At 67.1% G+C, this 14,261-nt stretch carries 10 protein-coding genes; 6 read left to right on the top strand and 4 right to left on the bottom strand.

Translation table 11 applies throughout. The annotated features are described in order from the left end of the window. Positions 1 to 45 precede the first annotated feature (45 nt). The 5 genes from hisS to D575_RS0111025 are packed head-to-tail and all read left to right on the top strand — an operon-like array spanning position 46 to position 5,867. A complete protein-coding gene (gene hisS, locus D575_RS0111045; RefSeq protein WP_018145977.1) occupies positions 46 to 1,326 on the top strand; it encodes a histidine--tRNA ligase in 1,281 nt (426 codons plus the stop codon). A gap of 23 nt (positions 1,327 to 1,349) precedes the next feature. Continuing rightward, positions 1,350 to 1,964: a tetratricopeptide repeat protein gene (locus D575_RS0111040; protein ID WP_018145976.1), complete on the top strand. Its 615-nt coding sequence runs from the start codon at positions 1,350 to 1,352 to the stop codon at positions 1,962 to 1,964. Positions 1,965 to 2,009: 45 nt separating this feature from the next. Next, entirely contained in the window at positions 2,010 to 3,170 is a 1,161-nt protein-coding gene (bamB, locus tag D575_RS0111035; protein ID WP_018145975.1) for an outer membrane protein assembly factor BamB, read from the top strand. A 49-nt stretch (positions 3,171 to 3,219) separates the two neighbouring features. Continuing rightward, positions 3,220 to 4,671 carry a ribosome biogenesis GTPase Der gene (der, locus tag D575_RS0111030; RefSeq protein WP_018145974.1) on the top strand — a complete coding sequence of 484 codons (1,452 nt, stop codon included), beginning with the start codon at positions 3,220 to 3,222 and terminating at the stop codon, positions 4,669 to 4,671. A gap of 35 nt (positions 4,672 to 4,706) precedes the next feature. Then, complete coding sequence (locus D575_RS0111025; protein ID WP_026182135.1) at positions 4,707 to 5,867, top strand: aminotransferase class I/II-fold pyridoxal phosphate-dependent enzyme; 1,161 nt, start codon at positions 4,707 to 4,709, stop codon at positions 5,865 to 5,867. Between the two features lie 19 nt (positions 5,868 to 5,886). Here the strand turns inward: D575_RS0111025 and D575_RS0111020 are convergent, their stop codons facing one another. Beyond that, positions 5,887 to 7,260 carry a sodium-dependent transporter gene (locus tag D575_RS0111020; protein WP_018145972.1) on the bottom strand — a complete coding sequence of 458 codons (1,374 nt, stop codon included), beginning with the start codon at positions 7,258 to 7,260 and terminating at the stop codon, positions 5,887 to 5,889. A 3-nt stretch (positions 7,261 to 7,263) separates the two neighbouring features. Beyond that, positions 7,264 to 8,901 (bottom strand): alpha-D-glucose phosphate-specific phosphoglucomutase, encoded by a 1,638-nt coding sequence (locus D575_RS0111015; protein WP_018145971.1) that lies wholly within the window; start codon positions 8,899 to 8,901, stop codon positions 7,264 to 7,266. Between the two features lie 428 nt (positions 8,902 to 9,329). Here D575_RS0111015 and D575_RS0111010 point away from each other — a divergent pair, with 428 nt between their 5' ends. Next, positions 9,330 to 9,815, top strand: a complete 486-nt coding sequence (locus D575_RS0111010; RefSeq protein WP_018145970.1) for a DUF1249 domain-containing protein — start codon at positions 9,330 to 9,332, stop codon at positions 9,813 to 9,815. A gap of 44 nt (positions 9,816 to 9,859) precedes the next feature. On the opposite strand, the gene D575_RS0111005 is transcribed toward D575_RS0111010, so the two are convergent. Next, positions 9,860 to 11,995, bottom strand: a complete 2,136-nt coding sequence (locus D575_RS0111005) for an EAL domain-containing protein (RefSeq protein ID WP_018145969.1) — start codon at positions 11,993 to 11,995, stop codon at positions 9,860 to 9,862. A 24-nt stretch (positions 11,996 to 12,019) separates the two neighbouring features. Further along, positions 12,020 to 14,149 carry an HDOD domain-containing protein gene (locus tag D575_RS0111000; RefSeq protein WP_018145968.1) on the bottom strand — a complete coding sequence of 710 codons (2,130 nt, stop codon included), beginning with the start codon at positions 14,147 to 14,149 and terminating at the stop codon, positions 12,020 to 12,022. Positions 14,150 to 14,261 lie beyond the last annotated feature (112 nt).

Below are 14,261 nucleotides of genomic sequence, written 5' to 3'. Positions count from 1 at the left end.
CCCGGGTCTTTCCGGCAGGCCATCACGTACAAACAAAAAGACACCATGAAAGCGATCAAGTCGATCCGCGGGATGCATGACATCCTGCCCGAGTCCATTCATGTCTGGCAGCATCTCGAAGCCACCCTGCGCGAGGTTGTGGAGGGCTACGGCTACCACGAGATTCGGATGCCGATCGTGGAGGCGACCGAGCTGTTCAAGCGCTCCATCGGCGACGTCACGGATATCGTCGAGAAGGAGATGTACACCTTCGACGACCGCAATGGCGACAGCCTGAGCCTGCGCCCGGAGGGTACCGCGAGTTGCGTGCGCGCGGGGATCCAGCACGGGCTGCTGCACAATCAGGTGCAGCGACTGTGGTACCTGGGGCCGATGTTCCGCCATGAGCGCCCGCAGAAGGGGCGCTACCGCCAGTTCCACCAGGTTGGGGTCGAGGTGTTCGGCCTGCCGGGGCCGGATGTCGACGCCGAGATGCTGGCGATGACCGCACGGCTGTGGCGCATGCTCGGGCTCTCGAACGTGCGCCTGGAGCTGAACACGCTGGGCACCCCGGAAAGCCGGCAGCGTTATCGCGACCACCTGATCGCCTATTTCGAGCAGCATCGTGACGCCCTCGACGAGGAGGCGCAGCGCCGGCTCTATGACAACCCGATGCGCATCCTCGACAGCAAGCATCCCGATACCCGCGAGGTGGTCGCGCAGGCCCCCAGCCTGATGGATGATCTGGACGCTGAGTCGCGCGCCCATTTCGACGGCTTGTGCGCGCATCTGGATGCGCTGGGCATCACGTACGAGCACAACCCGCGGCTAGTGCGTGGGCTCGATTACTATACGCATACAGTATTCGAGTGGATCACCGAGGATCTCGGTGCCCAGGGTACGGTCTGCGCCGGCGGGCGCTACGACGGCCTGGTCGAACAGCTCGGTGGCCGTGGCACCCCGGCGATCGGGATGGCAATGGGCCTGGAGCGGCTGGTCGCGCTGCTGGAGGCGCGCGAAGACGCCCCGGCAGCGCCGGGTCCGGATGCCTACCTGATCGTCGGCGGCGACGAACTGGTCGGCCCGGCACTGCAACTGGCGGACCAGCTGCGTGGCGAATTGCCGGGGCTGCGCCTGGTCCAGCACTGTGGTGGCGGCAGCTTCAAGTCGCAGATGAAACGTGCCGATCGTCTGGGGGCGCAGTATGCCCTGGTGCTCGGTAGTGACGAGCATGCCGCGGGCACCGTCACGGTGAAGCCGTTAAGATCGCAGGGCGGCGAGCAGGTGGCCGTCGACCGTGCAGCCCTCGCCGACCATCTGCGCACGGCTCTGCAAGAGCGCTCGTAGTCAACGCAAGGATAGAGAACACGATGAGTTATCTCACCGACGAAGAAAAAGCCGAACGCATCAAGCAGTGGTGGGCGAACAACGGCATGGCGATTGTGGCCGGCCTGGTTCTCGGGGTCGGCGGCCTGTTCGGTTGGAACTGGTGGAGCGATCGCGAGGAATCGCGCGCCCAGGTGTCCTCCGAGATGTATCAGGCCCTGCAGGTCGCCGGTCAGACCGGCCAGACCGATCGCGCGCTGGAACTGGCCGATGCGGTGATCGAACAGGGACGGGGTACGCCCTACCGCGCGCTTGCCTGGGTCTACCGGGCCGATGTGGCGATCGCGCAGGACGACACCGATACCGCGATCGACGCGCTGCAGGCTGCGCGCGACGCGGCCCCCGATCGCGGCTATCGCGAGGTGCTGACGCTGCGTCTTGCGCGCCAGATGATCCTGGCCGAGCGCCTGGATGATGCCGAGGCGACCCTGGCGGACGTTCGCAGTGATGCCTTCACGGGGCTGAAGCGCGAGCTCGAAGGGGATCTGGCCCGCGCCCGTGGCGATCGCGAGCGGGCCCGCGAGCATTACGAGGCTGCACTGGATGCGGGGCACAGCCCCGAGTACCTGCGTCTGAAATATGAAGAACTTTCCGTTTAGAGGACCCGTCGCCTGATGTCTGTGCCTTCCCTTGCGAGTCCGGTCGTGCGCCTGCTGATTGCCAGCGCGCTGATCCTGTCCCTGAGCGCCTGCGGTCTGTGGTCGCGCGATACCACCGAGCCGCCGGCGGACCTGCCGGAGTTCGAGGCCGAAGCGCAGCCGGAGCGGCTGTGGTCGCGCTCGGTGGGCAGCGGTGGCGAGCGCTTCCTGTGGCAGATCTATCCCGGAATCACCGACGACCTGGTCGTGATGAGCGACGCCGCCGGGCGGGTTTCCGGTCTGAATCCCGACGGTGGCAGCCAGCGCTGGCAGGTGCGCCTGGATGATGCCCGGGTCTCCGCGGGGGTCGGCGTCGGTGACGGCCTCGCCGTGGTCGGCACGCTGGACGGCTACGCCATCGGCGTGGATCTGGATGGCGATGGCGAACGCTGGCGTGCTGCGCTCTCCAGCGAGGTGCTGGCAGTCTCGGATGTGTCCGGCGGCCTGGTCATCGTGCGTACCAACGACGGCCGCATCCATGCCCTGGACGCCGACTCCGGCGCCACCCAGTGGACCGCGCTGCGCACCACACCCTCGCTGAGCCTGCGCGGGGCCCAGCGCCCGCAGATCACCTCCGGCCGTGTGCTGGCCGGGTTCGACAACGGCCGCCTGCTGATGCTGGGGCTCAACCGCGGCAACGTGCTGTGGGAGACCACCCTGGGGGTCCCCACCGGGCGCACGGAGGTCGAGCGCATGGTGGACCTGGACGGGCATATCCCGATGTATCGCGGCGCTGCCATTGCGGCCACCTACCAGGGAAGGCTCGCGGCGCTGGATCTCAACTCCGGCGAGATCTTCTGGGTCCGTGATTTTTCTTCCTATCAAGGCGGGGATGTGGATACGCGTTCCGATGTCCTGGTCGTGACCGATGCCGAGAGCCACCTGTGGGGCCTGGAACCCCGCAGTGGTGGTGACCTGTGGCAGATGGATGGCCTGCGCCTGCGCGGTGTGACTGCGCCGGTGGTGGTCGGCCAGCACGCCATCGTCGGTGATTACGAGGGCTACCTGCACTGGGTCGACGTCGAGGACGGGCGCATTGTCGCCCGGCTGCGCGCCGGTTCCGGTTCCGTGGTTACGCGTCCCACCCTGGTGAACGGCACGCTGTATGTCGTCACCGACAACGGGCAGCTGACGGCCGTGAATCCCTCAATCCGGGGTGACGAGTGAGCCACAAGGTTTCAGGGCGCCGGGTTCTCCGCGCAGGGCGCAGCCGCAGATGATTCCGGTTATCGCCCTGATCGGTCGGCCGAATGTCGGCAAGTCCACGTTGTTCAATCAGCTCACGCGCTCGCGCGATGCCCTGGTGGCGGACGTCGCCGGACTGACGCGTGATCGCCAGTACGGCATTGGCAAGGTCGGCGACTTTCCCTATCTGGTCGTGGACACCGGCGGGCTCTCGGGCGAGGGCGCGCAGATGGACCGCGCGATGGCCGAACAGACCCAGCGCGCGGTGGCCGAAGCGGATCATGTGCTGTTCATGGTGGATGCTCGTGACGGCCTGACGCCGCAGGATCAGGCGATTGCCGATCAGCTGCGTGGCGCCGGGGTAAAGGCGCGGGTCGTGGTGAACAAGACCGATGGTCTGGATGCCGATTCCGTCAGTGCCGAGTTCTATGCGCTCGGGCTGGGGCAGGTGACCTCCATTGCCGCGGCACACGGGCGCGGCGTGCAGGGCCTGATGCAGGCGGTGCGCAAGGACGTGGCGGCCGCACGCCGTGCAGCCAGTGAAGATGCCGAAGACGACGAGGGCGCCAGTGACGGCCTCGACGAGGCGTCACAACAGGCGGCGCTGGATGACTGGCCGGGCATTCGCGTCGCGATCGTCGGACGCCCCAACGTCGGCAAGTCGACCCTGGTGAATCGTATCCTGGGCGACGAGCGCGTGGTGGCCACGGAAGTGGCCGGTACGACCCGCGACAGCATCTTTGTCCCGTTCGAGCGCGACGGTCAGGAGTACACCCTGATCGATACCGCCGGTGTACGCCGCCGGGGCCGGGTCCACGAGGTGATCGAGAAATTCAGCGTCATCAAGACGCTGCAGGCGATCGAGTCCGCCCACGTGGTGGTCCTGGTGGTGGACGCCCATGCCGGGCTGTCGGATCAGGATTCGCACCTGCTGGGGATGGTCATCGAGGCCGGGCGCTCGCTGGTGCTGGCCGTGAACAAGTGGGACGGCCTGGACGACCACGCGCGCGAGCGCATCCGCGACGAACTGGACCGGCGCCTGGGGTTTGTCGATTTTGCCCGCATGCGCCTGATCTCGGCCTTGCACGGCACCAATGTCGGGCACCTGCTGGACGACGTGTGCGAGGCCCACGCCAGTGCCTTCCGCAAGATCTCCACGCCGGAGCTCACGCGCCTGCTGGAGGCCGCGGTGGCGGAGCACGCGCCACCGATGATCAGCGGCCGGCGCATCAAGCTGCGCTACGCGCACCAGGGGGGGCAGAACCCGCCGGTGATCGTGATCCACGGCAATCAGACCGATGCGCTGGCCGGGAGCTACAAGCGTTACCTGGAAAACTTCTTCCGCAAGCAGCTCAAGCTGGTCGGGACACCGTTGCGGCTCGAATTCCGCTCCGGGCGCAACCCCTACGCGGGCCGGCGCAACAAGCTCACGCCGAGACAGCAGTACAAGCGCAAGCGTCTGATGCGGCACGTGCGCCGCTGATCGCGCCGGTGGTCCCGGGGCATCCCGCCAATCCGCTGCGTGACCCGGCGCTGTCCGGCTTCTCCGAGGTGGTGGAGCCGTTTCGGGTGATGGACATCCTGGCGCGGGCCCAGGCGGCCGAGCGCTCCGGGCGCGACATCATCCACCTGGAGGTCGGGGAGCCGGATTTTCCGACGCCGCCCCTGGTGATTGCGGCCGGGCGTGCCGCGTTGGCAGAAGGGGATACCCGCTACACCCCGGCGCACGGAACCCAGGCCTTGCGCGAGGCGATCGCCGCCGACTACCGGCGGCGTCACGGGGCCGCGGTCGATCCGGACCGCATCGTGATCACCGCGGGTGCCTCCGCAGCCATCCTGCTGGCGCTGGCGGCGGGGGTGAATCCGGGCGAGGAAGTCCTGCTGCCGGACCCGGGCTATGCCTGCAACCGCCAGTTCGTCGCCGCGCGTGGGGCGACCCCCGTGGGCCTGCCCGTCCAGGCAGAACATGCCTTCCAGCCGACCGCCGAGTCGATTGCCGCCGCGTGGGGCGCCAATACCCGGGCCGTGCTGCTGGGGTCGCCGGCGAACCCGACCGGGACCTGCCTGTCGCGTGATCGGCTGGCTGCGATCGTCGAGGTCGTGCGCGAGCGCGGAGGCCTGGTGATCATGGACGAGATCTACGCCCAGATCGTCTTCGATACCCCGGAGCCCAGTGCCGCGGCCGGCTTCCCGGATGTGGTGGTGATCAACTCGTTCTCCAAGTACTTCGCCATGACCGGGTGGCGTCTGGGCTGGATGGTGGTGCCGGAGACCTGGGTGGACCCGGTGCGGCGCCTGGCACAGAACCTGTTTGTGGCCCCGGCCAGCATGGCCCAGACGGCGGCGCTGGCGGCCTTTGCGCCCGAGACCGAGGCGTTGCTGCAATCGCGGGTGCGCGAGCTGAAACGCCGTCGGGACGTGCTGCTGGAGGCGCTGCCGGGGCTCGGGTTGGAGGTCCAGGCGCGGCCGGAGGGCGCGTTCTACATCTATGCCGACTGTACCGCCCACGGCCCGGACTCCGAGGCCCTTTGCGCACGCGTCCTGGACACGGCCGGTGTGGCCCTGACGCCGGGGACGGATTTCAGCCCCAGCAGGGGCCGGGACTACCTGCGTATCGCCTATACCCAGTCCGAGTCCCGCCTGCGCGAGGCCGTCGAGCGCCTGCGGGGCTTGCTGTGATCCCCCTGGCCGGGTCGCGCTATATCCAACCGGCCAGATTCAACAGGAGTGCACCCAGCCCGATCGGCGCCACATAGCGGAGCACGAAACGCCAGATCGTGAACGCGAAGGGGGCCAGGGCGAGTTCGTCGCGGGCCACACGGGTATGCACAATCCAGCCGGCAAATACCGCGATCAGCAGGCCCCCCAACGGGAGCAGCAGGTTGATGGCCACGTGTTCGATGGCGTGGTAGAGGGTCGGGATCTCGCGGCCCAGCAGGGTGATGTCCAGGCGTGTCCAGGCCGCGCCGCTGAACGAGAACACACTGGCCAGGCTCAGCAGCCAGACCGCGCCGCCACACACCAGGACCGCGAGCACGCGTGACGCATGCAGGCGCTCGTGAAACAGGTGCACGAAGGCCTGAACGTTGGTGATCATGGTGCTGAATGCGGCCAGGCTCAGGGTGGCGAAGAACAGGGTCGTCAGCAGGACGCCGGCGGGCACCGCCGCCAGTGCCAGCGGCAGGGTCTGAAACATCAGCCCGGGGCCTTCGGCCGGGTCGAGCCCGAAACCGAACACGATGGGGAAGATCGCCAGCCCCGCGATCAGGGCGACCGCAGTATCCGCCAGTGCCACGCCAATGGCAGTGCGGCCGATGGACGTGTGCTGCGGCAGGTAGGCGCCGAACATCATCAGCACCCCGGAGGCCAGCGTCATGGTGAAGAACGCATGGCCCACCGCGATCAATACACCGTGCGAGGTCAGCGCGGAGAAGTCAGGCCGCAACAGGAAATCCATCGCCTGGCGGACATCCCCAATCCACCAGGCGCTGGCCAGTGCGGTCAGCAGCAGGACCAGCAGCACCGGCATCAGCACATGCAGCCAGCGTTCCAGCCCCTGGCGCAGGCCCAGGGCGACGATGCCGAAGGCCAGGGTGACGGCGAGGGTGCTCCAGGCGAGCATCTCGGCGGGGGAGGCCGTCATGGCGGCGAACACTCCCGCCACCTGGTCGCCATCGGCGCCGACAAAGGCGCCGGTGGCGGCCTTGTGGACGTAGGAGAAGGCCCAGCCGGTGATCACCACGTAGAAGCTCATGATCAGGAAGGCGGAGAACAGACCCAGCCAGCCGACCAGCTGCCACAGGTCGTGGGCGCCGCTCTCGCGAGCCACTTCGCGGGCCGCGTAGCCAGGCGAGCGGCGGCCCCGGCGACCGATCATGACCTCCGCCATCATGATCGGAATGCCGATCAGGACGATGCAGCCGAGGTAGACCGCGAGAAAGGCGCCACCCCCGTTCTGCCCGAGGATGTACGGAAACTTCCACACATTCCCCAGCCCCACCGCCGAGGCCGTGGCTGCGAGGAAGAAGGCATAGCCGTGGCTCCAGCGCTGCGCAGTGGCAGTGATCGTCATCCGTCAGGTGATGACGTCGGGCTTCTCGCGGCGAGTCAGGCCGGGGATGTCGCCCAGGCGCGATGCAGCGTCAATAAGCGGTCCCAGCAGTTCCTGGGGGTCGGCATCGAGGTGTTCGGGATGGGTCTCGTGCTGCTCGATATACAGGCGCAGGGTGGCGCCCTCGGTGCCGGTGCCGGACAGGCGGAAGACGATGCGGGCACCGCTCTCGAACAGTACCCGCAGGCCCTGGTGCTCGGTCAGGCTGTTGTCCACCGGATCGCGATAGGCGAAGTCGTCCGCCTGGGCGACGCGCATGCCGGCCAGGGACTGGCCCGGCAGTACCGAGAGCTGCTCGCGGATGCGCGCCATCACCTGTTCGGCCCGCTCGCTCTCCACCGCTTCGTAGTCGTGGCGCGTGTAGTAGTGGCGGCCGTACTGGCGCCAGTGATCACGCACGATCTCCTCGACCGACTGGCGGCGTACGGCTAGCAGGTTCAGCCAGAACAGCACGGCCCACAGGCCGTCTTTCTCGCGTACGTGATCGGAACTGGTGCCAAAGCTCTCTTCGCCGCACAGGCGGATGCGCCCGTCGTCCAGCAGGTTGCCGAAGAATTTCCAGCCGGTGGGGGTCTCGAAGCAGGGGACGGCCAGCTTCTCGGCGACCACGTCCACGGCCTGGCTGGTGGGCATGCTGCGGGCCACGCCCTTCAGGCCGTCGGCGAACGCCGGGATGTGATGGGCGTTGGCGGCCATGATGGCGAGGCTGTCCGACGGCGTGACGAAGAACCGGCGCCCGAGGATCATGTTGCGGTCGCCGTCGCCGTCCGACGCGGCCCCGAAATCCGGGGCATCCCGACCGAACAGGGCCTCGCTCAGTTCACGCGTGTGGGACAGATTCGGGTCCGGGTGACGGCCGCCAAAGTCGGCCAGCGGTTCCGCGCGCAGGATGGTGTCGGCCGGGGCGCCGAGGCGGTTGATCAGGATCTCTTCGGCGTACGGGCCGGTGACCGCGTGCATGGAATCGAAGCGCATGCGGAAATGGTCGGATCGCAGCAGTTCGCCGATGCGGTCAAAGTCGAACAGCGTGGCCATGTAGTCGGCGTAGGTGCCCACGGGGTCGACGACCTCGATGTCCATGTCGCCCATCTGTACGGCGTGTAGATGATCGATGTCGACATGCTCTGCGCCGTTGGCGATGCGGTAATGGCTGATGCGGGTGCTCTGCTCGAAGATCGCGTCGGTCACCGAGTGCGGGGCCGGGCCACCGTTGGCGGTGTTGAGCTTGACGCCGAAATCCCCCTCCGGCCCGCCCGGGTTGTGGGAGGCGGACAGGATCAGGGCGCCCGTGGCCCCCCGCGACCGGATCAGGTACGAGGCGGCCGGCGTGGACAGCAGTCCGCCATACCCGATGGCGACCTTCTGTACGCCGTTGGCTGCGGCCATGCGCAGGATGACCTGGATCGCCTCGCGATTGTGGAAGCGCCCGTCGCCGCCGACCAGCAGTTCGCCGTTCTTCAGGTCCGGGCAGGCATCGAAGACGCTCTGGATGTAATTCTCCAGATAGTGCGGCTGGCGGAACTGCCGGACGCGCTTGCGCAGACCGGAGGTGCCGGGTTTCTGGTCGGGAAAGGGTTGGGTCGTGACGACACTTATGTCCATGGGTCGCTCATCCTTGTTGTCCGGGGAGACGCTGAGCAATGCGGACGCTCGCGCTCGAGTCGATACTGTGTGCTGACATGGCGTGGTGACTGGCGTGTAGTCGCTCGGCACAAGGGAGCCGTTCTGCGGGCAACGGGCCCGTTTTCATCCAGCACGGGCGGCCGAGTCCCGTTTTTCGATGCCTTGTGAGGATGGTGCCCCGTGTTCCGCAATCCTGTGTTGCGCCTTGATGAGGACAAGAATGGGCCGGTAGCACCACCACCGGACTGCGTGCCGGGCCGGGTCTCGGAGAACATGGACACCAACGCGTGCGAGTACAACATTGCTCGGCACCTCCCCTGTCGACGTTACCAAAAAGCCCTGGGGGTGTCCTGCTCTGGATGCGGACAATCGGTGTCCCGCGAAACGGTGCTGTTAGACTGCGCGACATGTTGCTGGAGCGTAAGACCCCGTCCCATTTGGAGCCCAGGCCCGAGAGCTTTGCGGCGCTGATGGAGATGTACGAGGAGAACTATCTCGCCCTGCGGCGTTTGTGCCCCGAGCTCGAGCGGCAGCCGTTGCGGTCGGTCTCGCGGGTGGAGGGTGCGCTGGATCTGTATCTGGAGGTGCTGGAGCGCACCCGCTACACGACCACGCTGCACCTGACCTACCGGTTCGACCACCAGGGCGAGCGTCGGCAACAGCCGGACATGCGCGTACGCATGTTCCATGATGCGCGGCAGGCGGAGGTGCTGGAACTGCACTGCCGCACGATGGGCGACGGTCGCGCGCCGGAGATGCTGACCGGTCACCCGGGCCTGGTCTGCCGCTGGAGGCATAACCGGTTCCTGTACAAGTGGCTGCGCTACTGCCTGCGCCAGGGACACCGCTTCCTGGCCGATGCGGCGCCTGAGGTGGTCGCGGCCGATTCGTAGGGACACGCAATGGAGTCGCAGCGTCTCCCGGGTTGCCGGAGAGGCTACTGGCAGGTAGTGGGTGCGGCGAAGAGGGCCTCGTTCTCCAGCAGGGTATGCAGTGGCGCCGGCTGGCCGAACAGGAAGCCCTGAATCATCGGGCACTCCAGGTCGCGCAGATAGTCGCGGTGGGCCTCGGTCTCGACCCCCTCGGCCACGATGTTCATCTGCAACCCGCGGGCCATGGAGATGATCGCGTTGACGATGCAGGCCTCGTCCTCGCGGCAGATCGTATGGGTAAAGCTGCGGTCGATCTTGAGCGTGTGAATCGGCAGCTTCTGCAGGTAGCTTAGCGACGAATAGCCGGTGCCGAAGTCATCCACCGCGATCTGCACGCCGGCGGCCCCTAGACGGTTCAGCTTGTGCACCGTGTCCGGGGTGTCGCTCATCAGCAGGTTCTCGGTGATCTCGACCTCCAGCAGGTCGGGCGGGAAGCCCGTCTCGCCCAGGATGCCGAGGAAATCCTCCACGAAGTCGTCACGCTCGACCAGCACGGGCGACAGGTTCACCGCCAGGCGCAGTTCCGGGTAGCCGTCGCGGCTGTGGCGCTGCATTTCGCGGATGGCGGTGCGCAGGGTCAGACGGTCGAGGTCCACAATCAGGCGGGTCTCCTCGGCGACCGGGATGAACTCGGCCGGGCCCAGCAGCCCGAGCGTGGGGTGATCCCAGCGGATCAGGGCCTCGACGCCCACCATATGCCCGGTTTCCGTATCCACCTGCGGCTGGTAGAGGATATGAAACTCGTCGCGCTCGAGTGCGCGGCGCATGTCCTGTTCCAGTTGCAGTCGCCGCGGCGGATGGCCGCCCATGTCCGGGCTGTACACGCGCACACCCGTCTTGCCACTGCTCTTCTCGCGGTACATTGCGATATCCGCATTCTTGATCAGGGCCTCGAGGTTGTCGCCGGCATCCGGGTAGATCGCGATGCCGATGCTGGCCCCGACGAACAGCTCCTGGTCGCCGATCTTGAACGGGGCCTGCAGGCTTTCCAGGATCTTGTCGGCTACCTGGATGGCGGCCTCGTTGCTGGCCAGTCCCGGGATCAGCAGCGTGAATTCGTCGCCGCCGAAGCGTGACAGCGTGTCGCCCTTGCGGGTGCAGGCTTGCAGCCGTTGCGCGACCTCCTGCAGCAGGCGGTCGCCCACGGTGTGACCGAGGGAATCGTTGATCACCTTGAAGCGGTTCAGATCGATGAACAGAACCGCCAGCTGGGTGCCCGAGCGGTGCGCATGCGAGATGGCCACATCCACCCGGTCGCGGAACAGGGCCCGGTTGGGCAGTCGGGTCAGGAGGTCGTGATAGGCCTGGAAGTTGATGAAGGCCTCGGATTCCTTGCGGTCGGTGATATCCCGTGCCGTGCCGTAGATCAGCGTTTCGCCGTTGTCCGTGTCGTCGCTGTTGCTGGACGGCCACACCGCGACCTCGAAGAAGCGGCGGCTGCGCGAAGGCGTGCCGGGCTGCAGGGCCAGTTCCACCGAGCGGATGTGGGGGTGCTGGCTGGCGGCCTGTTCGAAGAAGTATTCCGCCTTGTCGCGATCCTCGGGTTCGACGAGGTCGAACACCGAGCGGTCGATCAAGTCGCGGCGGGCATAGCCCAGTAACTCGTGTACACGTGAATTGACGAAACGGAAACGATGGTCGGCGCCGAGAACGAAGACAATATCCGGGGAGTTGTTGACGATCACCCGGTGCAGGCGCTCGGACTTCTCCAGGCGGGCCCGCATGGTCCGATTGGCGTCCTCCAGCGCCTTGTGGTGCAGGGCATTGCGGACGGTGGCCAGTAACTCGGCGGGTTCGTAGGGCTTTTTCAGATAGTCGTGGGCGCCCTCGCGCAGCGCCCCGGCGACATCCTCCACCGTGCTGTTGCCACTGACGACCACGGTGAGGGTCTCGAGCCCGGCGGCCTGCATGAAACGCAGCACGTCCAGTCCGTTGAGTTCCGGCATGGTGAGGTCGAGCAGCAGCAGGTCGTAGTGCTTTTCGCGCAGGGCCTCGATGGCCGCGCCACCCCCCGCGGCCGTCCGCACGGGGTAGCCCTGAATGGTCAGGAGTCCGCGCAGGCTCTCGAGCAGGCCGGGATCGTCATCGGCAATGAGGATTTTGACGGATTGCGGGTCGATCGGCGCGTCGCGTTCGGGCATCGGGGTCTCGTGGTCAGTAGCGAATCATGGTCGCGTCGTCCCTGATGCGCTCGCCAATCCCCGTGACGCGTGGGGCAGTGCGATCTCGAAGCGCGTCCCTGCGCTCCCGCTGGTGAATGAGAGTCCCGCACCGATCTCCTCGGTCAGGCGTTTGACGATGCTGAGCCCGAGCCCGGCATGGCCTGTGCCCTTGGTCGATGTCACAGGCGCGAATGCCGCGGCCTGGACCTCCGCAGGGAGCCCGGGCCCCTTGTCCTCTACCGACAGGGGCACAACCCTGCGGCCGTTCACGGTGGTTGGGGCACGGGTGGCGATGGTGATCTCCCCGCCGGATGCCTGGGCCTCGGCCGCGTTCTTCAGAAGATTGATGAGGATCTGCCGGAGGTGATCCGCGGGGGCCGACAGCGGTGGATCGGAGGGGGTCAGATCCAGGTGCAGGCGGACGCCTCGTGTGCGACAGAGTGAGCCGTCCACGATATCGGCGACCTGGCGGACCAGTGCATTCAGCGAGGCCGGTCCGGTCTCCTCGTTCCCGGCAGCCTGCGGATCGCGCAGGCGCAGCAGGATGCGCCCGACCCGGTCGATTTCCTCCTTGATCAGGCCCAGCTCGTGGCGCGCTTCGTGTTCTTCGCCGAGCTTGTGGTTCAGCACGCCCAGGTAGTTCTGGATGATGCTGAGCGGGTTTCCGGCCTCGTGCACCGTGTCGCGGATGCGCTGCTCGGCGGTGCCGTCCGGGGCATCCGCCGGCTCGGGTGTGGCGACCAGCGCCCGGGCGATCTCGCGTGCGAGGGAGCCGATAAAGTCCGAGCGGGCCTCCAGGGCCTGCGCCTGACTGCGGGCAAGGCCCAGGATCAGCACCCCGGCGGGTTCCTGGCCGTCGGCGAGCAGCGGAAAACTCCACAGGATTTCGGCTTCGCAGAGCCGGAACAGTTGCTGGTCGATCACGGGCAAGCCGGAGGCGTTCTCTTCCTCGTGGAGCTGAATCTCGCGATCCAGCAGCGTATCGGTCACCAGGCTGCGCCCGGGTAGCAGCGGCAGGGTGAAATCGGGGGTCTCGTCGTCCTCCACCCAGGCGGCGACGGACTGGTGATCCGGGTCGATCAGAAACAGCAGGCTGTGGTCTATGCCCAGCGTCAGGTACAGGGTGCGGCGCGCGGCGGTGCAACGCTCCTGCAGGTCGGCCGCCCTGGCCAGCTCGCCATTCATGCGTTCCAGCTCGGTCAGATCACGGACGCGGGCGGCCAGTGCGCGCTCCGCCGCGTGATCGGTCTCCTCCGGGTTTTGATCCGCCGTGGTCCGGGTCGGGCCCAGATCGATTTCCAGTGATCCGGCAATTCGCCGCACGTCCTCGGCCACGCGCCCGCGCAATTCGCGGGTCAATCCCTCGTTGAGGCCGAAAAGGGCATCCGCCGCGGCCAGGGCGATCTCGTTGCACCCGGCGGCGGAATCCTGTGCGCCGGAGCCCGGCAGACAGCCCATTGCATGCGACAGGTTGACCAGCTTGACCAGGTGATGGGCGTCGCGCACGCGCTCGGCCGGTTCCAGGTGGTAGCGCACGGCATCGGCCATGAATGGGCCCAGCCCCCAGGCCTCGAGGCATTCGCCGCCCAGTTCCCCGTAGTGTTGACTGTAGGTTGTGCGTTCGGTCTCGATCAGGTGGGGGTCGTCTTCGGCGGTCTGCAGGATGGGCCAGTAATGCCCCTCGTCACCGACCAGGCGGACCAGGCGCCCGATGTCGATCAGCAGCCCGGCGAGATAGGCCTCCTCGGGCCGCGGATAGCGGGTGAGGGTGGCGAGGACCTGTGCCAGGTTGGCGGTGGTCAGCGCCCGTTGCCAGATGGTGCGCAGGTAGTCGCGATGGCGTGGGCCGAACTCGCCGAACAACTGCTGGATCGACGCGGTCAGGGCCAGGCTGCGCACGGTATCCAGGCCCAGGCTGAACAGGGCGCGGTCAATGGTGCGGCAGGTGGAGCCGCGATAGTAGAAGGGCGAGTTGGCCGCCTGCAGCAGGCGGCTGGACATGCCCGCGTCCTGCATGATCGCCCGGGCCAGGGACTGGAAATCGGCCTCGTTGGCCTGGGTGGCGTCGAGCACCGGGATGAGCGCCTGGGGCAGGCTCGGTAGACCGTCCGTTGCCGTATTGACGCTCGTCATGCTGCTCCCCGGTCGCGTGCAGTCGGCCTGCCGCGCCTTTTGCCCTGTGTGCGTGTCCGGAACCGAAAGTCTGATGCAGTCTGCCGGATCACCACTGGTTCCTGACTATACT

Origin of the sequence: Thioalkalivibrio sp. AKL6, assembly GCF_000376905.1 — a bacterium.
GTDB lineage: Bacteria > Pseudomonadota > Gammaproteobacteria > Ectothiorhodospirales > Ectothiorhodospiraceae > Thioalkalivibrio > Thioalkalivibrio versutus.
This window is presented reverse-complemented; position numbering and strand designations above follow the sequence as displayed.

What these genes read in the sequence shown, in the direction of transcription:
- hisS (WP_018145977.1), top strand. Translation starts at nt 46, where the DNA reads ATGAAAGCGATCAAGTCGATCCGCGGGATGCATGACATCCTGCCCGAG.
- D575_RS0111040 (WP_018145976.1), top strand. Translation starts at nt 1,350, where the DNA reads ATGAGTTATCTCACCGACGAAGAAAAAGCCGAACGCATCAAGCAGTGG.
- der (WP_018145974.1), top strand. Translation starts at nt 3,220, where the DNA reads ATGATTCCGGTTATCGCCCTGATCGGTCGGCCGAATGTCGGCAAGTCC.
- D575_RS0111020 (WP_018145972.1), bottom strand. Translation starts at nt 7,260, where the DNA reads ATGACGATCACTGCCACTGCGCAGCGCTGGAGCCACGGCTATGCCTTC.
- D575_RS0111015 (WP_018145971.1), bottom strand. Translation starts at nt 8,901, where the DNA reads ATGGACATAAGTGTCGTCACGACCCAACCCTTTCCCGACCAGAAACCC.
- D575_RS0111010 (WP_018145970.1), top strand. Translation starts at nt 9,330, where the DNA reads ATGTTGCTGGAGCGTAAGACCCCGTCCCATTTGGAGCCCAGGCCCGAG.
- D575_RS0111005 (WP_018145969.1), bottom strand. Translation starts at nt 11,995, where the DNA reads ATGCCCGAACGCGACGCGCCGATCGACCCGCAATCCGTCAAAATCCTC.
- D575_RS0111000 (WP_018145968.1), bottom strand. Translation starts at nt 14,149, where the DNA reads ATGACGAGCGTCAATACGGCAACGGACGGTCTACCGAGCCTGCCCCAG.